Here is a 21,532-nt window from a genome sequence, read left to right as displayed (position 1 = left end):
CAACCACCTCTTTAAACCGCCTTCGATCAGAGCCGATCGAAGCGCCAACAAGACCAATCCAGCACCTTGTCAGCCCGGCGCATTCTACTCGAATTCGCCGCCAACGCAACCCTTAATTTCGTATAACCTCTTGTTTAACAAGGAGTTTTCAGATCAGGCCGCGCCGGAACAGGTGCGCATTCTAGGGATTCATACGCGCCAGTCAACTCTTTTCTGAAAATTTCGCATCACGCCTGCATGATCCAGCCTTCCACCCCCATAGCAGCCTGGCGCAATGCCTCGGAACGCGTGGGGTGCGGATGACAGATCAGGGCGATGTCCTCGGAAGACGCAGCGAACTCCATGGCCACGCAATACTCACCAATCATCTCGCTCACGCTCGGGCCTACTATATGTACGCCGAGAATCTCATCGGTGCGCTCGTCTGCCAGCACTTTCACGAACCCTTCCGTTTCGTGGTTGATCTTGGCGCGGCTATTAGCCGTGAAGGGGAACTTGCCTACGCGGTAGGCGCGCCCCTCGGACTTCAACTGTTCCTCGGTCCTACCGACGCAAGCAACCTCGGGCTTGGTATAGATGACGCTAGGGATAACCTCGTAGTTCACCTCGGCCGCTTTACCGGCAATCTTCTCGATGCAGGCAATCGCCTCATCCTCTGCCTTGTGCGCCAGCATCAGCCCAGAGGTGACGTCGCCGACCACCCAGACGTTCGACGCCGCAGTCTTATGGTGCTCATTGGCGAGCACGCCGCGCTTGTCCACGGAAAGCCCAACGCTTTCCAACCCTAGCCCCTGCGTGTATGGGCGCCGACCGATGGCGACCAGCACATAATCGGCCTCCAGCATCTGGGCTGCGCCTCCAGCAGCAGGCTCGATGCTCAGTTCCACGCTATTGCCCTTCACTACTGCACCGGCAACCTTGCTGCCTAGCTTGAAAGCCATGCCCTGCTTACTCAACGAGCGCTGCAGGGTCTTGGCTGTCTCATCGTCCAGGCCAGGGCAAATACGATCCAGATACTCGACCACCGTCACTTCGCTGCCCAGACGACGCCAAACCGAGCCGAGCTCCAGGCCGATAACCCCCGCACCGATGACCACCAGATGCTTGGGTACCTCAGGCAACGATAGCGCTCCAGTTGAGTCCAGAATGCGCTGGTTATCGATGGCCACGCCCGGCAGAGGCGTCGGCTCCGAGCCGGTGGCGATCACGATGTCCTTGGCCTGCAGCTCAAGCTGGCTGCCATCGGCCGAGGTGACCTGTACCCGCCCCGCTCCTGCCAGCTTGCCCCAGCCCTTGATCCAGTCGACCTTGTTCTTACGAAAGAGGAACTCGATGCCCTTGGTCAGGCCGGCAACACTCTCATCCTTCTGCTTCATCATCTGCGGCAGGTTGAGTTTGGGCGTGACCTCGATGCCGAGGTTAGCGAACTCCCTGCCCACCGCTGCTTCGTAGAGTTCGGAAGCATGTAGCAACGCCTTGGAGGGCATGCAGCCTACGTTCAAGCAGGTGCCGCCAAGGGTTTCACGCCCTTCGACGCACGCCACCTTTAGCCCTAGCTGCCCTGCACGAATAGCCGCGTTGTACCCACCAGGGCCACCACCGATCACCACGACATCATATGCAGTCATGAAGCACTCCTTCTCGAATTAGCCACCAGCCGGCAGAGCGGCGGCACCAGGCACGCGCCTCAGCAGAGAGAACGCTGCGAATGCCGCCCCGGCGAACAGACCATGAAGAAGAACCATAGGCCAGGACGTTCCGTCCTGCAGATGCGTGAGCAGCACTCCAGACAGGGTTGCGCCGGCCATCTGCGAGAAGCCCATGAAGCCCGCCGCGAGCCCTGCGCGATTAGCATTGGGAATCACCGCACCGGCCACCGAGGCCGGCAGCACCATGCCGCCCCCAACAGTCACCAGTACCTGCGGCAGTGACAGGCCGAGCACTGAAAGCCCGAACAACGCATGCACCAGCAGAGTCAGCGCTGCACCAGCGGCCACCAGGGTGACGCCAATGGCAACTATGCGCTGCGGCCCGAGCTGCATGATCTTGCGTTGCGTGAAGAGCGCCCCGGCGATCAGCCCCGACACAATGGAGCCGAAGGTCAGGCCGTATTCCGCGGGGCTCAGCCCCAGCAGCTTTATATAGACAGTGGACGAGCCGGCGATCACGCAGAACATCGCGCCATAGGTGCAGGCCAGCGTCAGGGCGAAAGTTCGCACGGAGCGTCCGCGCAGCAGATCCCAGTAATCCCCTGCCAACTTCAGCAGACGCCCGGCCTGCGGGTCCAGATGCGCGTTGCTTTCCTTATAGAAGAACAACACCGCCAGCAGGACCACAGCCCCAACGGACATGGCCGCCAAAACCGGCGCCTGCCAGCCCCACTGCAGGGTGAGCAGGCCACCAACCATGGGCGCCAGTGCGATAGAAGTCAGCATGCCGATCACGGTTAGCGCCAGAGTCGGTCCCGCCTGGGCCTGCCAGACGTCGCGCACAACCGCCCGCGCCAACACCAGTGCCGAACAAGCGCCCAGCCCCTGCAGTGCGCGGGCGGCAATGAACTCGGCAAGATCAGTGGCCAGCAGCATCCAGCCGCTCGCCAGCAGATAGGCCAATAGACCTGCGATCAGAATCGGCCGGCGACCGAGGCGATCCGACAATGGCCCCATGAGCAGCTGCCCCAGGCCAAACGCAGCGACGAAGACCGAGAGCACCGCCAGACTCGATCCGGGCCTGGTCGCAAAATCCCGCTCCAGCTCGCCGAGTGCGGGAATCAGTAACTGGGTGGATATCTCGCCCAAGGCAGTCAGCGTCATGAGCATCAGCAGCAGGGTTCTGGACGGTTTCGGCATGTTCTTTCTCCGAGGCCTGGGCACTGCCGAACCGGCCGCACCATTTATATTTCAACCATAATATGAAATATTGAATGCTGTCCATCATCAATCCCATCAGAGGAACACCCCATGCAAAACCCGACTCGCGAGCAGACCCTCGCCATCTGGCACGAGGCCGAGCAAATCGCCCGTGCCAGACTCGGCGAACCCGGCACCTTGTCGCTGAAGCAGGTCAGCGAGTTGAGCGCACAGGAATTCTTCGACCGCATCGGTAGCGGTGAACTGCCCTGCCCGCCTTTCGGCCATCTGGTCAATTTCATCCCGCTGGAATGGGAGCCTGGTCGCTTCCTGTTCCAGGGCACGCCGGATTCGCGCCACTACAACCCACTCGGCAGCGTGCACGGCGGCTATGCGGCGACCTTGCTCGACTCCTGCATGGGCTGCGCTGTGCACACCCAGCTGCAACCTGGCCAGGGCTACACCACCATGGACCTGCGCATCAGCTACGTGCGGGCAATCACCAGCAAAGTCGGCCCACTGCGCGCCGAAGGCTGTATCGTCCACCTAGGGCGCTCCACCGCGCTGGCCGAAGGCCGCCTATACGATGTGGACGACCGCCTGTATGCAGTTGGCTCGACCACTTGCATGATCCTCAGCCTGCACGGCTGACCTCCCCGACAGCCTGGCCGGGCTACTCAGTACCGGCCAGGATCGCCTCACAACCCATCACCCAGGAACCCGCAAAGTCCAAACGGCCATTCATCGCCGAAACTCGCCACAAACAATTAAATTACACCCGACATCTATACGCTCGTTTGAATTACGCCTATCATTTTTTACCGAGGGCGAACCCGCCCTCCACACCCGCACAGGACCACAGCCATGACCTCCATCGTGATCGCCGGCTACGCCCGCTCCCCCTTCCACTTCGCCAAGAAAGGCGGCCTGATCAACCTGCGCCCTGACGACCTGGCCGCCCAGGTGCTCAAGGGACTGGTCAACAAGCTCGATCTAAATCCCAGCCTGCTGGAGGACGTGATCATGGGCTGCGCCTACCCCGAGGCCGAACAGGGCATGAACATCGCCCGCATCGCCAGTTTCCGCGCAGGCTTCCCGGAGACGCTGGGCGGCGCGACCGTCAACCGCTTCTGCGGCTCCTCGATGACTTCGGTGCACTTCGCCGCCGGGCAGATCATGCTCGGCGCCGGCGAGGCCTTCCTCTGCGCTGGCGTGGAATCCATGACCCGCGTACCCATGGGCGGCTTCAACATCTCGCCTAACCCGGCCCTGATGAGCAGCTTCCCGCAGGTCTATATGGCCATGGGGCACACTGCCGAAGAGGTAGCCAAGCGCTTCGAGATCAGCCGCGAGGAGCAGGAAGCCATGGCGGTCGAATCCCACGCCAAGGCCGTGCGCGCCCGCGAACTGGGCTATTTCAAGGACGAGATTCTCGCCGTGGAAACGCCTGAAGGCGTGATCGACGAAGACGGCTGCATCCGCCCCGGTACCAACGCCGAAGCCCTGGCCGGGCTGAAGCCGGCCTTCGGCGGCAGCGTTACCGCCGCCACTTCGTCGCCGCTCACCGATGGCAGCGCCGCCGTCCTGGTGTGTACCGAAGAGTTTGCCCGCCGCCACAAGCTGGAGATCCTGGCGCGCATCAAGGCCGTCGCTGTTGGCGGCTGCGCCCCGGAGATCATGGGCATGGGCCCCGTGGTGGCGACCCGTAAGGTGCTGGAGCGCGCCGGCCTGAGCATCGACGACATCGACCTGGTCGAGATCAACGAAGCCTTCGCCAGCCAGTCCATCGCCTGCGTGCGCGAGCTGGGCCTGGACATGGCCAAGGTCAACATCGATGGCGGCGCCCTCGCCCTCGGTCACCCGCTGGGCGCCACTGGCGCGCGCATCACCGGCAAGGCTGCATCGCTGCTCAAGCGCACTGGTGGCCGCTATGCCATCGCCACCCAGTGCATCGCCGGCGGCCAAGGCGTAGCCACCCTGCTCGAAGCCGTCTGAACCCTGGCTGCGTCAGACGCAGCCGCTGCTCCGTAGCGAAGATAACGATCCGGGACGCAATGTCCCGGATCGTTCGTTCATGCCCCTCCATCCCAGACGTTCAGCCGCAATACCTCTCACGACTCCATCCAGAAAGCCCACCAGTAATGTCTGCACCTGACGGGAGCGACGGACTGCCACGCCCGTTTTCGTCTTTGCGGGTGTAAGATTAAGGTCAGCATTCAAATTCCTGTCTGGAACTGAACCTCATGCGCTATCCCGAAGACCATAAAGCCAAGACTCACCAACGCATCATCGATGAAGCCGCTCTGCGCTTTCGTCGTGACGGCGTGCTGGCCACCGGGCTGCAGCCACTGATGAAGGCCCTGGGACTGACCCACGGCGGCTTCTACGCCCACTTCAAGTCCAAGGACGATCTGGTCGAACAGGCTCTGCAGCAAAGCGCCGACCAGCTCAAGGAGGGTCTCACCGACCTCGATCAGGCTTCGAATCCGCTGCAGGAGCTGATCAAGCGCTACCTCTCCGCCGCCCACTGCCAGTCGCCCGGCCTCGGCTGTCCGCTACCGACCATGTCCGCCGAGCTCGGCCAGCGCGGTCAGCCTAGCGAGGTGACCGACCGGATCGTGCGCGATCGTCTGCAGACGATCTCCGCAAGCCTCTCCGGCGAGGATGCCGAGAAGCAGAGCGCGCTAATCCTCTCCGCCATGGTCGGCGCCCTGGTGCTGTCGCGCAGCGTGACCGATCCCGAACTGGCGGAGTTGCTGCGCGCCGGTACTCGCGATCTGTTGCTACAACAAACCGAGGCCTGAATAGCGCCCACAAAAAAGCCCTCGCGATCTCCCGCGAGGGCTTTTTACTTTCCGGCTTCAGCGCTTGTAGCGTGGCGCCGCGTGATTGCGCGACAGGTTCGGCCCCAGAGCGGCGCGAGCGGCGACGAAGGCTTTCCAGTCGGCCGCATCCGGCAGCGAGGGGATGGTGATCAACTCGCCCTGGTCGAAGCCGGCCAGTGCTGCGTCGACCATCTCGCCAACCTCCATGATCATCTCCGGCGGCAACTTGCTCTCATCCATGCCGCTGCGCTCCCAGATCTCGGTGCGGGTCACGCCCGGCAGCACGGCCTGGACCTGCACGCCCTTGCCCGCCAGCTCACCATTCAGGGTCTGGGTCAGGCTCAATACATAGGCCTTGGAGGCGCTGTACACGGCGTTGAACATCTCTGGCGCCAGAGCTACCACCGAGGCGACGTTGACGATGGCACCACGGCCACGGGCGGAGAACTGTGCGGCGGCGACCGATGCCAGGCGAGTCAGCGCCACCACGTTGAGCTGGATGAGTTTCTCGGCCAGGTCCAGATCAGCCTCGGCCAGGCTGCCGTTGGTGGCGATACCGGCGTTGTTCACCAGCACGCCGATCTGGGCATCGCTGCGCAGACGATCTTCCACCGCCTTCAGCTCGGCCTTGTCGCCCAGGTCGGCCTTGAGCACTTCGACCTTCACGCCGTATTCCTGGCTCAGGCGGCCGGCCATGGCTTCCAGACGCTGAATGTCACGCGCGACCAGCAGCAGGTCGTGGCCGCGACGCGCCAGACGCTCGGCGTAGGTAGCTCCGATGCCTGCCGATGCACCGGTGATCAGCGCCTTGCCCAGTTGTTTGCTCATCTTCGTCTCTCCGCTTCTGTGTTGTTGGCCAGCGCTCGCTGGATTACGGTCGTCATATTATATGATGGACATCATTAAACAAACGTCTTTTCCCTATGGCCACGATAGAAGGCAACAGCGAAGCGCGACTTATGAATATAAAAATAGTCTAAAAAAGTATTTATCTATTCCATTTTTATCAATTAGCTTTGCTCTACCGGACCACCGGACAAACCCCAAAAAGAACGACATCTGTCCAGTGGCTCGACCTTCCCCGGAACGGTACGTGCCCGCCCGAGGAGCATCCCCATGAGCATTCCCTTCGCCCGCCGCCTGCTGGCGGTACTGACGATTTCCAGCCTGAGCCTGACTGCCCAGGCCGCCGATTTCACCGTCGCCTACCAGACCACCGTCGACCCGGCCAAGGTCGCCCAGGCCGATGGCGCCTACGAGAAAGCCAGCAAGTCCGAGATCGACTGGCGCAAATTCGACGGCGGCGCCGAAGTGATCACCGCCGTGGCCTCCGGCGACGTGCAGATCGGCTACGTCGGCTCCAGCCCGCTGGCTGCCGCGGCCACCCGCCAGCTGCCGGTACAGACTTTCCTGATCGCCACCCAGATCGGCGCTGCCGAGGCCCTGGTCGCCCGTGACGGCAGCAAGATCAGCAAGCCGGAAGATCTGATCGGCAAAAAAGTCGCCGTGCCGTTCGTCTCCACCGGCCACTACAGCCTGCTGGCCGCGCTCAAGCACTGGAACATCGACCCGGCCAAAGTGCAGGTCCTCAACCTGGCGCCACCGGCGATCATCTCCGCCTGGAAGCGCGGCGACATCGACGCCACCTACGTGTGGGACCCGGCTCTGGGCGTGGCCAAAGAAAACGGCAAGGTGCTGATCACCTCCGGCGAGCTGAGCGAGCTGGGCGCACCGACCTTCGACGCCTGGATCGTGCGCAAGGACTTCGCCCAGAAGCACCCGGAAGTGGTGCGCGCCTTCGCCAAGGTGACCCTCGACGCCTACGCCGATTACCGCAAGGACCCGAAAGCCTGGCTGGCCAACCAGGACAACATCGCCAAGGTGGTGAAACTCTCTGGCGCCAAGGCCGAGGACATCCCGCTGCTGCTGCAGGGCAACGTCTTCCCGCTGGCCGCCGACCAGGCCACCGCCCTCGGCGCGCCGACCACCCAGGCCATCACCGACACCGCCAAGTTCCTCAAGGAGCAAGGCAAGGTCGACGCCGTGCTGCCGGACTACACGCCCTACGTCAGCAACCAGTACGTCACCAACTGAGCATCGGGCCCTCGCCTCAGAACCTGTTTCGGGGCTTTTGAGCTAGAGCCAGGCAAGGCGAAATTGGGCGAGGACGCGGAGTTTACGAAGTGTAAATGAGCAGTCCGAGCCTGATTTCAACGCAGCCTGGCCGACGATCAAGAGACTCGAAGCTGGTTCGCCGAGGCGAGGTTCGGCGACGGCACGGATGCCGTCGCCGGATGCACCTAAATTAAAGAGAGCACCATGGCCCTACTCGAACTGGAGCGCATCAGCGCACAGTACCCCGGCTCGGCCGCGCCGGTACTGCACGACATCTCCCTGACCCTCGGCCCCGATCAACTGCTGGTCGCCCTCGGCCCCTCCGGCAGCGGCAAGACCAGCCTGCTCAACCTGATAGCCGGCTTCACCGCACCCAGCGACGGACGCATCAGTCTCGACGGCAAGCCCGTCACCGGTCCCTCCGCCGAACGCGGCGTGGTGTTCCAGGATGACGCCCTGCTGCCCTGGCAAAACGTGCTGGCCAACGTCGCCTTCGGCCTGCAACTGGCCGGTGTGCCACGCTCCCAGCGCGAAGCCAAGGCCCGTGAGCTGCTGGCCCTGGTCGACCTGGCCGGTTTCGAGCAACGGCATATCTGGGAGCTCTCCGGCGGACAGAAGCAACGCGTCGGCCTTGCACGCGCCCTCACCGCTGATCCACGCGTGCTGTTGATGGACGAGCCTTTCGGCGCACTGGACGCCTTCACCCGCGAACAGATGCAGGAGCTGCTACTGCAGGTCTGGCGGCGCACTGCCAAGCCGGTGCTATTGATCACCCACGACATAGAGGAAGCGGTGTTCCTCGCCACCGACCTGGTGCTGCTGGAACCCAATCCCGGGCGCATCGCCGAGCGCCTGCAGCTCGACTTCGGGCGCCGCTATGCAGCCGGCGAGAGCGCACGAGCGATCAAGTCCGACCGCGCCTTCATCGAAACCCGCGAACACGTGCTGGCCCAGGTCTTCGCCCAGCGCCAGAGGAAACCTGTATGAGCAGTTTCGAATACCTCTACAGCAAGAGCGAGGCCGAACAGCAGGCCGAGCGCACACCACGGCGCCAGCTCAGCCTAGTTAGCCTCGGCCTGATCAGTATCGGCAGCCTGCTGTGGCTGTGGTGGGCGGTGACCGCCGCCGGGCTGATCGAGCCGTTGTTCCTGCCCAGCCCGCAGACCGTGTTGGCACGCGGCTGGAAGCTGATGAGCGAAGGCTACCTGGACGCCAGCCTGTGGCAGCACCTGGGCGCCAGCCTCGGCCGCATCGGCCTGGCCCTGCTGTTTGCCGTGCTCACCGCCATCCCGCTGGGCATCGCCATCGGCCGCAGCCGCCTGGTGCGTGGCCTGGTCGACCCATTGATCGAGTTCTACCGGCCGATCCCACCACTGGCCTACCTGCCGCTGATCGTCATCTGGTGCGGCATCGGCGAGCTGTCCAAGGTGCTGCTGATCTACCTGGCGATCTTCGCGCCCATCGTCATCGCCACCGCCACCGGCGTGCGCAGCGCCGACCCGGCCAAGCTGCGCGCCGCGCAGGCCCTTGGCGCCACACCGGCACAGCTGGTGCGCCACGTGATCCTGCCCAGCGCCCTGCCGGACATCCTCACTGGCATCCGCATCGGTCTCGGCGTCGGCTGGTCGACCCTGGTGGCCGCCGAGCTGATCGCTGCCCAGCGCGGCCTTGGCTTCATGGTGCAGTCGGCGGCGCAGTTCCTGGTCACCGACGTAGTGATCCTCGGCATCCTGCTGATCGCGGTGATCGCCTTCGCCCTGGAGCTGGGCCTGCGCGCCCTGCAACGCAAGCTGGTGCCCTGGCACGGCCAGGCCCACTGATTCGGAAAACCAGTCATGAGCCTCAACATCACTCCGCTGAGCCCGGCCCTGGGCGCCCTGGTCGGTGGCATCGACCTGCGCCAGCCGCTGAGCGACGCCAACCAGCAGGCCATCGAGCAGGCCCTGCTCGATCACCAGGTGCTGTTCTTCCGCGCCCAGCCGATCGAACCGCGGCAGCAGGCGGCCTTCGCCGCACGCTTCGGCGACCTGCATATCCACCCGATCTACCCGAATATCCCCGAGCAGCCGGAAGTACTGGTGCTCGACACGGCGGTCACCGACGTACGCGACAACGCCATCTGGCACACCGACGTGACCTTCCTCGAGACCCCGGCCCTCGGCGCCGTGCTGGCCGCCAAACAGCTGCCGGCCTACGGCGGCGATACCCTGTGGGCCAGTAGCAGCGCGGCCTTCGAGGCACTGTCCAAGCCCCTGCAACGGTTGCTCGACGGCCTCACCGCCAGCCACGACTTCACCCGTTCATTCCCGCTGGAGCGCTTCGGCAACACCCCCGAGGCGCTGGAGCGCTACCACGAGGTGCAGCGCCAGCATCCACCGGTAACCCACCCGGTGGTACGCACCCACCCGGTCACCGGGCGCAAGGGGCTGTTCGTCAACGAGGGTTTCACCACGCGGATCAACGAGCTGGAGCCGGCCGAGAGCGACGCCCTGCTGCGCTTCCTGTTCGCCCATTCGACACGGCCGGAGTTCAGCATCCGCTGGCGCTGGCAGGAGAACGACGTGGCCTTCTGGGACAACCGCATCACCCAGCACTATGCGGTGGACGACTACCGTCCGACGCGGCGGGTGATGCATCGCGCCACCATCCTGGGTGATCGCCCGGTCTAGTCCTTCCTCGCCTCGGGCGAGGCATCCTCGAAGCGGTCGACGGTACGCAGGCTGCGGAAGCCCCACATCCAGCCACCGACCACGCCGAGGGTACACAGGCTGCCCAGCACCGCCGCCGGCACCGCGCCGAACCAGGCGGCGCTGCTGCCGGCGCGGAACTCGCCCAGCTCGTTGGAAGAGCCGATGAACAGCATGTTCACCGCGTTCACCCGGCCGCGCATAGCGTCCGGGGTGGAGAACTGGATCAGCGAGGAGCGGATGTACATGCTCACCATGTCCGCGCCGCCGGCCACCATCAGCGCGGCGAACGACAGCCAGAACAGGCTGGACAGCGAGAACACCAGGTTGGCCAGGCCGAACACCGCCACCGCCATGAACATGCGCATGCCCACGTGGCGATTGAACGGTCGCATGCTCAGATAGAAGCCCACCAGCACCTCGCCGATGGCCATGGCGCTGCGCAGGATGCCAAGGCCGGTCGGCCCCACCTGCAGCACCTCATGGGCATACATCGGCAACAGCGCCACCACGCCGCCGAGCAGCACAGCGAACAGGTCCAGCGAGATGGTGCCGAGGATGATCGGCCGCGAGCGGATGAAGTGGATGCCGGCAGTGAAGCGCTTCCAGGCCGTAGCCTCGAGCGGCTTGCTCTCCTCGCGGAAACGCACCTGGACGAAGGCCAGCATCAGCACGCCGGCGGCGAAGAACAACAGGCACAGCGCGTAGGTCAGCTCGCCGCCGCCAAGGGCGTAGAGGCCGCCGCCGAGCACCGGGCCGGAGATAGTCGAAGCACGCACGATCATGCTGTTGGCCGCGATGGCCGCCGCCAGGCTCTCTCGCGGCACGATCTGCGGCAGCAGGCTGGACAGCGCCGGGCCGGTGAAGGCGCGGGCGCAACCGTAAGCCACCAGCACGCCGTAGAAGGCCTCAACCGGCCCATGGATCAGCGACAGCCACAGCAGCACCGCGGCGCACACCGCCTCCACCGCCCAGCTCAAACCAAGAATCCACTTGCGATCGAAACGGTCGATCAAGTCGCCGGCCGGCAGCAGCAGGAACAGCATCGGCAGGAACTGCGCCAGGCCAACATAGGCCAGCGACATCGGATCGCGGGTCAGGTCGTAGACCTGCCAGGCCACCACCACCGCCATGATCTGCACGGCAAACATGGCCAGCACACGGGCGGCGAGGAAAGGCAAGAAACCGGGTTGGCGGTAAACGGAAAGCTCGGTGGACAAAGTGCGGATCCCGGACAGAAATTGAAACAAAACAATCTACTGGATTAAAAGCTGTCCGGGCAAACAGCTTAACGCCCCAAGCAGGTCATTGCCGGCCGCTTCCGCTGTACCGAAGCAGCTACAGCGACTGTCTACGCTCGCCAGCAGCCGTTCAGCCGACAACCACCCCATCGCCCGACATTCTTCGCACGACCGACCATGGACCACACCCGGCAAACCTTGAAGCAAGGCTATCTCTAGCTACCGCGTGGTGCCTTCACGGAGTCCGTGCAGTCCATGGGGCGCCCACTATCGGCACGCCGCTCTCCAAGGTCAGAGCCTCTGTGCTAGCGTGGAATTCCCTTCACGTTCGAGGCCATCGCCATGCGAACCCTGCTGCTCAGTCTGAGCCTGAGCCTATCGCTCGCCGCCCATGCGGGCGAAATTGATCAACCCGCTGCCCTGGCAGCCCTAAAAGAACCAGGCGCCATAATGATTGATGTGCGCACTGCGGAGGAATTCGCCGGCGGTGCCCTGCCCGGCGCCACGCCGATTCCCCACGAGCGAATCGCCCAGCGTATCGCCACCTTGGCCCCGGACAAGAACGCGCCCATCGTCCTCTACTGCCGCAGCGGCCGCCGCTCAGGCATCGCCCAGGACCGCCTACTGGAGCTGGGCTACAGCAACGTGATCAACGCCGGCGGCTACGAACAACTGCAACCCCTGCTCAAGGACCGATAGCGCCCATGCGGACCACGCGCCAACGCCTCGCCCATCTGCCCCTGCTCGCCGCCCTGCTGGCACCCTCCGCCTTTGCCGCCGAACTCAAGCTTGAGCTGCCGCAGGGCAGCCGTAGCTGGAGCACCGAACAGCTACTGACCCACCCGCAAGCCCAACAGGTGGAGATACCGGGCGACGTGTCCTACAAGCGCACCATGTATTACCGCGCCGTGCCGCTGGCGGCCCTGCTCGAAGGCGTACAGCCCGGCGACCACCTGCAGGCCGTAGCCCTGGACGGCTTCGCCGCCGAACTCCCCGCCGCCCCGCTACTGAGCCCCCAAGGCGCCCGCGCCTGGCTGGCGGTGGAAGACCCGGCGCAGCCCTGGCCACGCCTGTCGAAGAACAAACCCAGCGCCGGGCCTTTCTACCTCGTCTGGCAACAGCCGGAAGCCGCGCAGATCGGCCCGGAGCAATGGCCCTTCCAGGTCTCCACCTTCCGCCTGCTCGCACCGGTGGCTCAGCGCTTCCCCGCGCTGCTACCGGCAACCGATGCCAGCGCCGAGGTGCAGGCGGGGTTTGCCGTGTTCCAAAAGAACTGCCTGGCCTGCCATCGCCTGAACAGCGCGGGGGATTCGCACTTCGGGCCGGACCTGAATATTCCGCATAACCCGACGGAGTATTTCGCGGGGGATTTTCTGCGGCAGTACATTCGTGATCCGCAGAGCCTGAGGAAGTGGCCGCAAGGGCGGATGCCGGGGTTTAGTGAGGAGGTTTTGAGTGATAGGGAGTTGGGGGAGTTGATTGGGTATTTGGGGCATATGGCTGAGCGAAAAGGCCGCCACGAGTAGCACTCTCACAGAGCCCGGAGAAAGAAAGCAGCCTCCTCTGCTACAGCCAGGTGCTTTACAAGCCCAAAGGCTCTGATCTCAGGACACTAGTAGAGGATTTTGAAATTCCGACCATGTTGAACAAGCTAGCCACTACCACTTTGCTAGCCGCAGCCGCGACGCTGGCGGCCATCGCTCTACTAGCGGCGTCAGTAGCTCTGCTGGCCTATCTCGATACAACCATACCGAATGCAGCGTTCTTCAGACTATGCCCCAGCGACTCAAAAAACGATTGCATCGCTTTCACCTGGGCGCATTTGACAGTCTTGTTCTGCTTCGGCCTATTTTCTGCGGGTCTCCTGGCTGCCTGGGGAGTCAGAAGATGGAAGAGAAATCTGGAAGCGGGGAATTGGGTTGTAGATGAATAGCGCGCCTGAGCTAGAAAGCTTCATCAACTTTTTTGAGGCAGTCCCCACCAGAACTCATGAAGCTGACTGGTTCCATGGAGCGCATTTGAGACCCAAACAGGCGCTGACACCGCGCTCGCCACAGTGGCTCAAGATGAGGCGGAGCTCTTTATCGGCTCGCAAGGCTACGGCATCAAAAATCAATAGCTCAGAAAGGAAATTCAAATGGTTACCTGCTACCTCAAATACATCCTCGACCCGCAGAAACTCGAAGAATTCGAGCACTACGGAAAGCTCTGGATACCGCTGGTGGAGAAATTCGGCGGCCAACACCATGGCTATTTCCTGCCATCGGAAGGGGCCAACAACGTCGGCCTCGCCATGTTCACCTTCCCCAGCCTCGCCGAATACGAGCAGTACCGGATCAAGTCGGCTGCCGATCCGGAGTGCATTGCCGCGTTCAAATATGCGGCAGAGACCCAATGCATCATCAGCTACGAGCGCTCCTTCTTCCGACCGGTCTTCACCGCCTGATATCTAGCAAAACGCCACCCACGAAAAACTATCAGGCAACTCCAAACGCCCCTTCAGAAGGGTGAGTGGAATCGTCGTGGAAGGGGTTGAGCGGCATGGATGCCGCGAGAGGCGCGATGGGCCAAGGATGGCCCTTCGCGGCGGGCCCCTGGAGCGGCGATGGAGCGCAACGTAGCGAAGCGAAGTAACAGCCGCAGGCTGGCCCGAAGGGCGAGCAAAGCGAGTAACGAACCCGGAGCGAAGCGTAGGGCCGGATGGCGGGGCAAGACCTTTTGGTACCTTTTGGCGGGGCCGGCCATCCGGGCGACTGCCAAAAGGAACCCGCCCAGCAGGGCGGAACAGATGCATCAACAAACAAGAAAGCAGCGGCACGAAACCAACAACACCAGGCCAATGCACAGGACATCAGTCCCTCACCCCTGCCCCTCTCCCACAGGGAGAGGGATTAAGAGAGAAGCGCGCTCCGCGCGCCACACCTCACTGCTGTTGTTGCTGCGTCTGCATCAACGCCGCCACATTCACCCGCGCATGCATCTGCTCGCCACCACCACCCCGGCGCATCCCCCGCACCGGACAGGCATCCAGATAGTCGAGCCCAACCGCCAACTTCAAATGCCGCTCCGGCCGCGAAAGCTCGTTGGTCACATCGAAGCTGTACCAACCATCCCCCAACCAAGCCTCAGCCCAGGCATGGCTGGCCAGGTGCCCGCTATCCTCGGTGTACAGATAGCCCGACACATAGCGCGACGGCACCCCCAGGCTGCGTGCGCAGGCCAGGAAGGCATGGGTATGGTCCTGGCACACACCGGCGCGGCCGGCGAAGGCCTCGGCGGCGGTGCTGTCGACCTGGGTCACGCCCGGACTGTAGGGCATCTGCGCATGCAGGCCATGCATCAGGCCGATCAGCCCCTCGCGGTCGCTGCGCCCGGCGCTGCTGGCGCGGGCGAACTCGCGCAGCGGGTCGTCGGCCTGGGTCAGGCGCGTGCTGCGCAGGTACGGCAGGGCCGAACGGCTGTCGCGTTCGGACTCGCAGTGTTCGTCGATCTCCACCTGGCCACGGGCGCCGATCACCAGCGCCTCGTGTGGCTCGTCCAGGGTCAGCACATGCAGGATGTTGCCGTAGGGATCGCGCTGCGCGCGCACCGGGCGCGGCAGGTCGAGCTGCCAGCTGATCACGCGCTGGCGCGCGCTCTCCTGCGGGGTCAGGCGCAGGTACTGGATGCTCGCGCGCACCTGGTCGTCGTAGTTGTAGGTGGTGTCGTGGCGGATCGAGAGTCTCATACGACCTCCAGATAGGACGTGTGGATGGCGCTGCCCAACTGCCTAACGAGCAGGATGAAATCGGTGAGCCAGGTATGCAGGCCCTCGTCGAGGACCTCGTCGATGCTGGTGTAGCGCAGGCGTGCGTCCAGCTCGGCAGCCAGGCGCTGGGCCGGGCGGCCGTTGTCGCCGGGCAGGCCGGCGAGCATCAGGTTGAGCTCCTCCATGCAGGCGCGCAGCGAGCGCGGCACCTCGGGGCGCAGCAACAGCAGTTCGGCGATCTTGTGGGTGCGCGGCGAGCCGCGATAGATCTCGGTGAAGGCCTCGAAGGACGACAGCGCGCGTAGCAGCGCGCTCCACTCGTAGTAGCCACGCGCCGAAGTGTCGCTGACTTCGTCGGCGGCATCGCCGAGCATCTCGTAGCGCGCATCGAGCAGGCGCAGGGTGTTGTCGGCGCGCTCGATGAAGGTACCCAGGCGGATGAAGCGATAAGCCTCGCCGCGCATGATGGTGCCGAAGGTGGCGCCGCGGAACAGGTGCGAGCGCTCCTTGACCCACTCGCAGAAGCGGCTGATGCCGTAGCGGCCCAGGCCCTCGGCGGCGATGCCGCGCATCTCCAGCCAGGTGGCGTTGATGTTCTCCCACATGTCGGCGGTGATCCGCCCGCGCACGGCGTGGGCATTGGCCCGCGCGCCCTGCAGGCAGCAGTAGATGCTCGCCGGGTTCTCCGCATCGAGCGCGAAGAAGTGCAGCATGCGCTCGGCGTGCATCTGCCCGTGGCGGGTCAGGTAGTCGTCCAGAGTGCCGGTGATCAGCAGCGGCAAGGCCAGTTCGTCGAGGCCGTCGCCACGCCCGTCCTGCGGCATCAGCGACAGCGAATAGCTGACGTCGAGCATGCGCGCGAGGTTCTCGGCGCGCTCCAGGTAGCGCGACATCCAGTACAGATCGGAGGCAGTTCTACTCAGCATGATGCGATTTCCTTAATCCTCGACCACCCAGGTGTCCTTGGTGCCGCCGCCCTGGGACGAGTTGACCACCAGGGAGCCCTCGCGCAGCGCCACACGGGTCAGGCCACCGGGTACCAGGCGGGTCTCGCGGCCGGACAGCACGAACGGACGCAGGTCGATATGGCGCGGGGCGATGCCCTTCTCGACGAAGGTCGGGCAGGTCGACAGGCTCAGGGTGGGCTGGGCGATATAGGCTTCCGGCCGCGCTTTCAGGCGTTCGCGGAAGGCCTCGATCTCGGCCTTGGTCGCGGCGGGGCCGACCAGCATGCCGTAGCCACCGGAGCCCTGGGTTTCCTTGACCACCAGCTCGGACAGGTTGGCCAGCACGTGGGACAACTCGTCGCGCTTGCGGCACTGCCAGGTGGGCACGTTCTTGAGGATCGGCTCTTCGTCCAGGTAGAAGCGGATCATCTCGCCGACGTAGGGGTAGATCGACTTGTCGTCCGCCACCCCGGTGCCGACTGCGTTGGCCAGCACCACGTTGCCGCTGCGGTAAGCGGCCAGCAGGCCGGGCACACCGAGCATGGAATCCGGGTTGAAGGCCAGCGGGTCGAGGAAGGCGTCATCCAGGCGGCGGTAGATCACGTCCACCGGCTGCGGGCCGGAGGTGGTGCGCATGAACACCTTGTCGTCACGGACGAACAGGTCGGCGCCTTCCACCAGCTCCACGCCCATCTCACGGGCGAGGAAGGCGTGCTCGAAGTAGGCGCTGTTGAAGCGGCCCGGGGTGAGCACCACCACGCTGGGGCTGTCCATCGGGCTGGAGCTCTTTAGCGTATCCAGCAGCAGGCTCGGGTAGTGATCGATGGGCGCCACGCGCTGCATGGAGAACAGCTCGGGGAACAGACGCATCATCATCTTGCGGTCTTCGAGCATGTAGCTGACGCCGCTCGGAGTACGCAGATTGTCTTCCAGCACGTAGTAGGTGCCGTCGCCGTCGCGCACCAGGTCGACGCCAGCGATGTGGGCGTAGATGTCGCGGTGCAGGTCGAGGCCCTGCATCGCCAGCTGGTAGCCCTCGTTGGCCAGCACCTGTTCGGCCGGGATGATGCCGGCCTTGAGGATACGCTGCTCGTGGTAGATGTCGGCGAGGAACATGTTCAGCGCCTTGACCCGCTGGATGCAGCCGGACTCGACGATGCGCCACTCGCTGGCGGGGATGCTACGGGGAATAGTGTCGAAGGGGATCAGGCGCTCGGTGCCCTGCTCGTCCCCGTAGAGGGTGAAGGTGATACCTGCACGGTGGAACAGCAGGTCGGCTTCGCGGCGGCGCTGGGCCAGAAGCTCCTCGGGGGTATCCGCCAACCAGCGGGCGAATTCCCGATAGTGCGGGCGGACTGCGCCGCTCGCGTCGTACATCTCGTCATAGAAGGTGCGGGCCATGCCGTACTCCTTGTCACCCGGACAGGAGAGCCATCGCAAGGGCCGTGCCACGAAATTTTATTGTTTAATTTCAATAAGTTGAACATTCAAGCGAAGCACAATGCACCAGCATGGGGCGCATTTCGAGGCATGTCGTCAGCACACGCCCCAAGGCGTGGCAGCCACACTAGGTCGGGGCGGCGGAGTCAATTGGTGCATATAAGCCAAATGGGCCATCCCCCCTCCAGAGCCTGTTGTTAGGTTCTTGCTGATAGCTCAAAGCGATATCCTTCAAAAAAACGAAAACTTTTCGCGCTCATTTCATTTAAGTTAACTGCTAGCTCACCTGTAAGATTTTGAGGTTCTTGATTGCCGGATGCCCAAGCGTCGATGCAATCAAGCTTATGGCCGTCACGTAATATCATGCGAAACGCCTCTACGACTTGAAGTGTTGCGTCTAAATCCTCTTGGTCTTCTTCCCACCAGTCGACTGGCTCTGAAAATCCGAGTTCTATAGCTCCATCGCCAATATGCCTGAATGCACAGCTGCAACCGTCCTTTGAGCCAATAAACCATTTATTCGGATAATTTAGAAATGTTACCTCTGGTATTGCGGTGATGTCTTTCGAAAATTGAACAAGGGGAGTGTTCAGCTTCGTTAGATCAGCTTCTGATGTGGTGCTTACTATGGTCATGTAGCACATGATAGAACCTAACGTTTGGTTAAGGGGCCGGCTTTAGCCCCTCCCAGCAAGCGGAGCGACCGATTCAAATCTGTGGTTAAGCATTAAGCACCTCGATAAACCATTTGGGCTGCATGGCTTCGAAGTCGTGACGAATATTGGAGGGCAGATAGCTAGCTGAATCCAGCACGAAAGGTTGGCCATCCACGCGTTTGAATACAACCCAGTGCCAGAAATTTACACCATTTTTTTGATGATGCTTGATGGACAACAATGCCAGATCAGACAATGACTCCCAAGATACAAAAGGAGTTTCGCTCTTTGATGTTTGAACGCCCGCGTAGGCCAGCATGCGGCGAACATACTGCGTGTCGGACCACAATGCTTCATCCGACGCATGAATATTCATACCATTGGCTATTACATTCATTTCTGAATATATTTTGCCGAGGATGTTGGCAGCCGATGCAATTCCGCACCCACTAGTTTCTTCTTGCATTACTGGTGTACGCATTGGCAGCCCTTAATACTTAACGTTTGGTTAAGGAGCCGGCTTGAGCCGATCTCGCGCGAGCGAAGCGAGCGGCCTGAACCATTCTTAGATTTCACCTACTGCAATAACCATATTTTTAAACGTGAACAGCAGCTTATTGCAGTTGACAATATTGCTCAACGTATCAAACATACGCTGATTTATGGCAATGCTGCAATCCTCCTTGAATTTATTAAGCAACCAAAGCTCTTGTTGCACCCACTCGAAATCCCCTAAGAAGATAAAGTCATCAATACCCATTTGACATGTTGGATCTTCAGACGCCATCGTAGCATCGAAAAAATCGATCTCGATTTCGTGATTTTCTAGAATTTCGCTGACTAGCGACTCAGTCGTTGAATTAAACCTAACCTGCTTCAACTCATCACAAATTTTCAAGTAGGCGACTTCGTTAAACGGATGTATCAATTCGCTTTCAATGTATTTTCCGTAGACAAAGCATCCATAACTATTTGAGGCTCTGACAACATCAAATCTATATCCGTCTTTCTTTAGATAGAAGTTATTCCGATAGGAAGATGGAATAGCCATGAGAAACTGATACGACCAAAAACAAGTAAGAACACCCTCAGCGCGCCGAGACCACGCATGAAACTCACCGAACGCCTTTTCGACACTAGAAAACTCTATTATCTCTCGCGGTGCAGGGAGACAAATTTGGCTGTAGATCTCACTCACTAAGGATCGGGTTTCCAAAGCCCCCTCCGAGGAACCTAACGTTTGACATGAGCTACGGCCGGCGGGCGTAGCCCGTTGGATGTCAGCTCGATGGAAGGGTTAGGCACCCGCTCATAGCTAGAGAAAGTGATCACATCTTCATGATGGAAGCAACAAAGCCATGATTTGCTCGTATCGAGTGCCAGCATCTCTATTCCAACTGACCAAGCAAGCGCATCCCAGTACTTGACAACGATTTTCCAGTCTGTCGCAACGACAACATCGTCGTACAAGAGATAGACCGGGTTTGAATAACTGAGGCCTCTGTGATGAAGCCAATCTCGGACTTGTTGGATTCTTTTTGGATCATTCCAAACTTCCGACAGAAGAACTGATGCTTCGCTACTGAACCTTGATGTACCAGAAGAGGAATAGCCAGGAACTCCAATGAGAGCTCTTTTGATGAACTCACGTGCCTTCGCACCTTGGAGCACACGTATGTGATCAGCGTGACTTGCGGGGAGGGGCAAGTAGTCATCTCCAACGAAGAACTCTTCTCGTTGTTTTTCGGAAAGGAGACTCCAGGGCTCGAAGTGCTTCTCGTACTCGGTGTTCCACATGATTTGCCTAAAGATTAAGCTAACGGGCGGCCAAAAGCGCAGATTATGGACGCCCAGTGAACGAAGTTAGCGATAGTTGAGCGCATTGTTAGGCTGCAACACTCAAATCTTCTAGATAGAGATTTATTGCCTCTCCATTTCGTGCGGCAATTAGCTCTAAAAGAATGTTTGCGCTTGCGGTCATTTGTACATAACACTCTACGAGTGCCAACAGGCTACTTTCGTTTTCCTTGAAATACTTAACGGTGATTTTGGGGGATTCAGATGCCGGCGAAGCATCTTGCCCGCACAAGCACCTAGCAAGGTCCTCAGCTATGGCAGTCGCCGGCTCCCTTCCGAAGGCCAGTGCATACCCAAACTGCTCGGACAACTGGCAAAGCTCTCGCGTTGCCAGAAGCTTAGCCGCCAGCGCGCCGAACTCGGTCAGTGACTCTTGAGCAAGCTGGTCTGCGCTGATTTTCATATGTAGCCTAACGATTAAGCTAACGGGCAGACAAAAGCGTAGCTTCTGGCTGTCCAGCGAGCGAAGTGAGCGGCAGTTGAGCGCATTGTTAGGTGCCGCTCTTGAGTTGGTGATATTTACTGCTGAATTGGTGCCTTGAGTCGCTTTGCTTTACATGCTCGTTGATTTCGAGCAACCAAAGTTTCGAATTCTTTTTCCAGTTGCCATGTATGTAGGTGGCAAGAAATTCATATGGATGACCAGCGACCGATAGCCCTTCAAGAGCTTTTGTGATCATGTCAAGGTGAGCCCAGTTATACGCCCACAAGACGTCTTTTTTTGCCTCGATGCAATGGTACGGATTTGGAAGCTCTGCATAGCTCAGGCCTGCAGCTGTATAGCTGCATTTTGTACAGGCCAGAGTGAAGGGCTTACTCCTCCAGGATGGACTCAGGTCTCCGACAATTACTTGCTTTGGGGCTGCCTCTACATCCACTGCCTGAGCCATGTGTTCGCACTTAGGGCATAAAACATGGATTTCTCTGGCTCGCTGCTTGTGATCATAGCGTGTGTGGCTAGCGCTGCCGCCGGACCTAAAACCATAGCGCTTTTCAACGGACTTTTTCCCGCTACGAACTTCCATGGATAACCTTTGTCACCTAACGTTTGGTTAAGGGGCGGGCTTTAGCCCGTCCCAGTGAGCGCAGCGAACGGTTTGAACCACTTGTTAGGCCAGCCATTAGACGCTCTTCTTGATGGGCGGCCTAGACCGCACTTTGCCAAAT

At 61.3% G+C, this 21,532-nt stretch carries 23 protein-coding genes and 1 pseudogene; 11 read left to right on the top strand and 13 right to left on the bottom strand.

Annotated elements, in window-relative coordinates; translation table 11 throughout:
* Window positions 1–217: pseudogene (locus IB234_RS24070) on the top strand (hypothetical protein); the annotation flags it as partial.
* A gap of 10 nt (window positions 218–227) precedes the next feature.
* On the opposite strand, the gene lpdA reads toward IB234_RS24070, so the two are convergent.
* Entirely contained in the window at window positions 228–1,628 is a 1,401-nt protein-coding gene (lpdA, locus tag IB234_RS23600) for a dihydrolipoyl dehydrogenase (protein ID WP_192322299.1), read from the bottom strand.
* An 18-nt stretch (window positions 1,629–1,646) separates the two neighbouring features.
* Complete coding sequence (locus IB234_RS23595; protein ID WP_192322298.1) at window positions 1,647–2,849, bottom strand: MFS transporter; 1,203 nt, start codon at window positions 2,847–2,849, stop codon at window positions 1,647–1,649.
* Window positions 2,850–2,960: 111 nt separating this feature from the next.
* Between IB234_RS23595 and IB234_RS23590 the strand changes: the two genes are divergently transcribed.
* The 3 genes from IB234_RS23590 to IB234_RS23580 all read left to right on the top strand — a co-directional run bounded on the left by IB234_RS23590 (window position 2,961) and on the right by IB234_RS23580 (window position 5,653).
* The gene (locus tag IB234_RS23590; protein WP_192322297.1) at window positions 2,961–3,500 is read left to right on the top strand and encodes a PaaI family thioesterase; all 540 of its coding nucleotides are present in this window, start codon (window positions 2,961–2,963) and stop codon (window positions 3,498–3,500) included.
* Between the two features lie 213 nt (window positions 3,501–3,713).
* A complete protein-coding gene (locus IB234_RS23585; protein ID WP_192322296.1) occupies window positions 3,714–4,844 on the top strand; it encodes a thiolase family protein in 1,131 nt (376 codons plus the stop codon).
* A 248-nt stretch (window positions 4,845–5,092) separates the two neighbouring features.
* Window positions 5,093–5,653 (top strand): TetR/AcrR family transcriptional regulator, encoded by a 561-nt coding sequence (locus IB234_RS23580; RefSeq protein WP_192322295.1) that lies wholly within the window; start codon window positions 5,093–5,095, stop codon window positions 5,651–5,653.
* A 57-nt stretch (window positions 5,654–5,710) separates the two neighbouring features.
* On the opposite strand, the gene IB234_RS23575 is transcribed toward IB234_RS23580, so the two are convergent.
* Window positions 5,711–6,502: an SDR family NAD(P)-dependent oxidoreductase gene (locus tag IB234_RS23575; RefSeq protein WP_192322294.1), complete on the bottom strand. Its 792-nt coding sequence runs from the start codon at window positions 6,500–6,502 to the stop codon at window positions 5,711–5,713.
* Between the two features lie 288 nt (window positions 6,503–6,790).
* On the opposite strand from IB234_RS23575, the gene tauA reads away from it, so the two are divergent.
* From tauA to tauD, 4 genes are all read left to right on the top strand, one after another.
* The gene (gene tauA / locus IB234_RS23570; protein ID WP_192322293.1) at window positions 6,791–7,768 is read left to right on the top strand and encodes a taurine ABC transporter substrate-binding protein; all 978 of its coding nucleotides are present in this window, start codon (window positions 6,791–6,793) and stop codon (window positions 7,766–7,768) included.
* Between the two features lie 225 nt (window positions 7,769–7,993).
* Window positions 7,994–8,776: a taurine ABC transporter ATP-binding subunit gene (gene tauB, locus IB234_RS23565; RefSeq protein ID WP_192322292.1), complete on the top strand. Its 783-nt coding sequence runs from the start codon at window positions 7,994–7,996 to the stop codon at window positions 8,774–8,776.
* Complete coding sequence (tauC, locus tag IB234_RS23560; RefSeq protein WP_192322291.1) at window positions 8,773–9,609, top strand: taurine ABC transporter permease TauC; 837 nt, start codon at window positions 8,773–8,775, stop codon at window positions 9,607–9,609. The genes tauB and tauC overlap by 4 nt, the downstream gene beginning before the upstream one ends.
* 15 nt (window positions 9,610–9,624) lie before the next feature.
* A complete protein-coding gene (gene tauD, locus IB234_RS23555) occupies window positions 9,625–10,458 on the top strand; it encodes a taurine dioxygenase (protein WP_192322290.1) in 834 nt (277 codons plus the stop codon).
* Here the strand turns inward: tauD and IB234_RS23550 are convergent.
* A complete protein-coding gene (locus IB234_RS23550; protein WP_225580782.1) occupies window positions 10,455–11,696 on the bottom strand; it encodes an MFS transporter in 1,242 nt (413 codons plus the stop codon). The genes tauD and IB234_RS23550 overlap by 4 nt on opposite strands.
* Window positions 11,697–12,167: 471 nt before the next feature.
* Here IB234_RS23550 and IB234_RS23545 point away from each other — a divergent pair, with 471 nt between their 5' ends.
* From IB234_RS23545 to IB234_RS23535, 3 genes are all read left to right on the top strand, one after another.
* Window positions 12,168–12,416: a rhodanese-like domain-containing protein gene (locus IB234_RS23545; protein WP_412547949.1), complete on the top strand. Its 249-nt coding sequence runs from the start codon at window positions 12,168–12,170 to the stop codon at window positions 12,414–12,416.
* A 5-nt stretch (window positions 12,417–12,421) separates the two neighbouring features.
* Entirely contained in the window at window positions 12,422–13,243 is an 822-nt protein-coding gene (locus IB234_RS23540; protein ID WP_192322288.1) for a c-type cytochrome, read from the top strand.
* Between the two features lie 611 nt (window positions 13,244–13,854).
* Complete coding sequence (locus IB234_RS23535) at window positions 13,855–14,163, top strand: NIPSNAP family protein (RefSeq protein ID WP_192322287.1); 309 nt, start codon at window positions 13,855–13,857, stop codon at window positions 14,161–14,163.
* Window positions 14,164–14,640: 477 nt separating this feature from the next.
* Here IB234_RS23535 and IB234_RS23530 read toward each other — a convergent pair whose 3' ends face one another.
* From IB234_RS23530 to IB234_RS23490, 9 genes are all read right to left on the bottom strand, one after another.
* Window positions 14,641–15,444, bottom strand: coding sequence for a transglutaminase family protein (locus IB234_RS23530; RefSeq protein WP_192322286.1), 804 nt, complete (start codon window positions 15,442–15,444; stop codon window positions 14,641–14,643).
* Window positions 15,441–16,391 carry an alpha-E domain-containing protein gene (locus IB234_RS23525; protein WP_043311204.1) on the bottom strand — a complete coding sequence of 317 codons (951 nt, stop codon included), beginning with the start codon at window positions 16,389–16,391 and terminating at the stop codon, window positions 15,441–15,443. The genes IB234_RS23530 and IB234_RS23525 overlap by 4 nt, the downstream gene beginning before the upstream one ends.
* 12 nt (window positions 16,392–16,403) lie before the next feature.
* Window positions 16,404–17,813 (bottom strand): circularly permuted type 2 ATP-grasp protein, encoded by a 1,410-nt coding sequence (locus tag IB234_RS23520; RefSeq protein WP_192322285.1) that lies wholly within the window; start codon window positions 17,811–17,813, stop codon window positions 16,404–16,406.
* A 236-nt stretch (window positions 17,814–18,049) separates the two neighbouring features.
* Window positions 18,050–18,496, bottom strand: a complete 447-nt coding sequence (locus IB234_RS23515; protein ID WP_192322284.1) for a hypothetical protein — start codon at window positions 18,494–18,496, stop codon at window positions 18,050–18,052.
* Window positions 18,497–18,572: 76 nt separating this feature from the next.
* Window positions 18,573–18,989 (bottom strand): hypothetical protein, encoded by a 417-nt coding sequence (locus tag IB234_RS23510; RefSeq protein WP_192322283.1) that lies wholly within the window; start codon window positions 18,987–18,989, stop codon window positions 18,573–18,575.
* A gap of 84 nt (window positions 18,990–19,073) precedes the next feature.
* Window positions 19,074–19,706 carry a hypothetical protein gene (locus IB234_RS23505; RefSeq protein WP_192322282.1) on the bottom strand — a complete coding sequence of 211 codons (633 nt, stop codon included), beginning with the start codon at window positions 19,704–19,706 and terminating at the stop codon, window positions 19,074–19,076.
* Window positions 19,707–19,741: 35 nt separating this feature from the next.
* On the bottom strand, window positions 19,742–20,305 hold the full coding sequence (locus IB234_RS23500) for a hypothetical protein (protein WP_192322281.1): 564 nt from the start codon (window positions 20,303–20,305) through the stop codon (window positions 19,742–19,744).
* Between the two features lie 88 nt (window positions 20,306–20,393).
* Entirely contained in the window at window positions 20,394–20,768 is a 375-nt protein-coding gene (locus IB234_RS23495) for a hypothetical protein (RefSeq protein ID WP_192322280.1), read from the bottom strand.
* A gap of 88 nt (window positions 20,769–20,856) precedes the next feature.
* Window positions 20,857–21,390 carry a hypothetical protein gene (locus tag IB234_RS23490; protein WP_192322279.1) on the bottom strand — a complete coding sequence of 178 codons (534 nt, stop codon included), beginning with the start codon at window positions 21,388–21,390 and terminating at the stop codon, window positions 20,857–20,859.
* Window positions 21,391–21,532: the final 142 nt, after the last annotated feature.

The organism is Pseudomonas sp. PDM16 (genome assembly GCF_014851865.1).
Taxonomy (GTDB): Bacteria; Pseudomonadota; Gammaproteobacteria; order Pseudomonadales; family Pseudomonadaceae; genus Aquipseudomonas.
This window is presented reverse-complemented; position numbering and strand designations above follow the sequence as displayed.

Coding starts and splice junctions, on each gene's coding strand:
- IB234_RS23540 (WP_192322288.1), top strand. CDS start 12,422: ATGCGGACCACGCGCCAACGCCTCGCCCATCTGCCCCTGCTCGCCGCC.
- tauD (WP_192322290.1), top strand. CDS start 9,625: ATGAGCCTCAACATCACTCCGCTGAGCCCGGCCCTGGGCGCCCTGGTC.
- IB234_RS23510 (WP_192322283.1), bottom strand. CDS start 18,989: ATGCGTACACCAGTAATGCAAGAAGAAACTAGTGGGTGCGGAATTGCA.
- IB234_RS23495 (WP_192322280.1), bottom strand. CDS start 20,768: ATGAAAATCAGCGCAGACCAGCTTGCTCAAGAGTCACTGACCGAGTTC.
- tauC (WP_192322291.1), top strand. CDS start 8,773: ATGAGCAGTTTCGAATACCTCTACAGCAAGAGCGAGGCCGAACAGCAG.
- tauA (WP_192322293.1), top strand. CDS start 6,791: ATGAGCATTCCCTTCGCCCGCCGCCTGCTGGCGGTACTGACGATTTCC.
- IB234_RS23590 (WP_192322297.1), top strand. CDS start 2,961: ATGCAAAACCCGACTCGCGAGCAGACCCTCGCCATCTGGCACGAGGCC.
- IB234_RS23515 (WP_192322284.1), bottom strand. CDS start 18,496: ATGTGCTACATGACCATAGTAAGCACCACATCAGAAGCTGATCTAACG.
- IB234_RS23490 (WP_192322279.1), bottom strand. CDS start 21,390: ATGGAAGTTCGTAGCGGGAAAAAGTCCGTTGAAAAGCGCTATGGTTTT.
- IB234_RS23525 (WP_043311204.1), bottom strand. CDS start 16,391: ATGCTGAGTAGAACTGCCTCCGATCTGTACTGGATGTCGCGCTACCTG.
- lpdA (WP_192322299.1), bottom strand. CDS start 1,628: ATGACTGCATATGATGTCGTGGTGATCGGTGGTGGCCCTGGTGGGTAC.
- IB234_RS23585 (WP_192322296.1), top strand. CDS start 3,714: ATGACCTCCATCGTGATCGCCGGCTACGCCCGCTCCCCCTTCCACTTC.
- IB234_RS23520 (WP_192322285.1), bottom strand. CDS start 17,813: ATGGCCCGCACCTTCTATGACGAGATGTACGACGCGAGCGGCGCAGTC.
- IB234_RS23500 (WP_192322281.1), bottom strand. CDS start 20,305: ATGTGGAACACCGAGTACGAGAAGCACTTCGAGCCCTGGAGTCTCCTT.
- IB234_RS23545 (WP_412547949.1), top strand. CDS start 12,168: ATGATTGATGTGCGCACTGCGGAGGAATTCGCCGGCGGTGCCCTGCCC.
- IB234_RS23580 (WP_192322295.1), top strand. CDS start 5,093: ATGCGCTATCCCGAAGACCATAAAGCCAAGACTCACCAACGCATCATC.
- IB234_RS23535 (WP_192322287.1), top strand. CDS start 13,855: ATGGTTACCTGCTACCTCAAATACATCCTCGACCCGCAGAAACTCGAA.
- IB234_RS23530 (WP_192322286.1), bottom strand. CDS start 15,444: ATGAGACTCTCGATCCGCCACGACACCACCTACAACTACGACGACCAG.
- IB234_RS23575 (WP_192322294.1), bottom strand. CDS start 6,502: ATGAGCAAACAACTGGGCAAGGCGCTGATCACCGGTGCATCGGCAGGC.
- tauB (WP_192322292.1), top strand. CDS start 7,994: ATGGCCCTACTCGAACTGGAGCGCATCAGCGCACAGTACCCCGGCTCG.
- IB234_RS23595 (WP_192322298.1), bottom strand. CDS start 2,849: ATGCCGAAACCGTCCAGAACCCTGCTGCTGATGCTCATGACGCTGACT.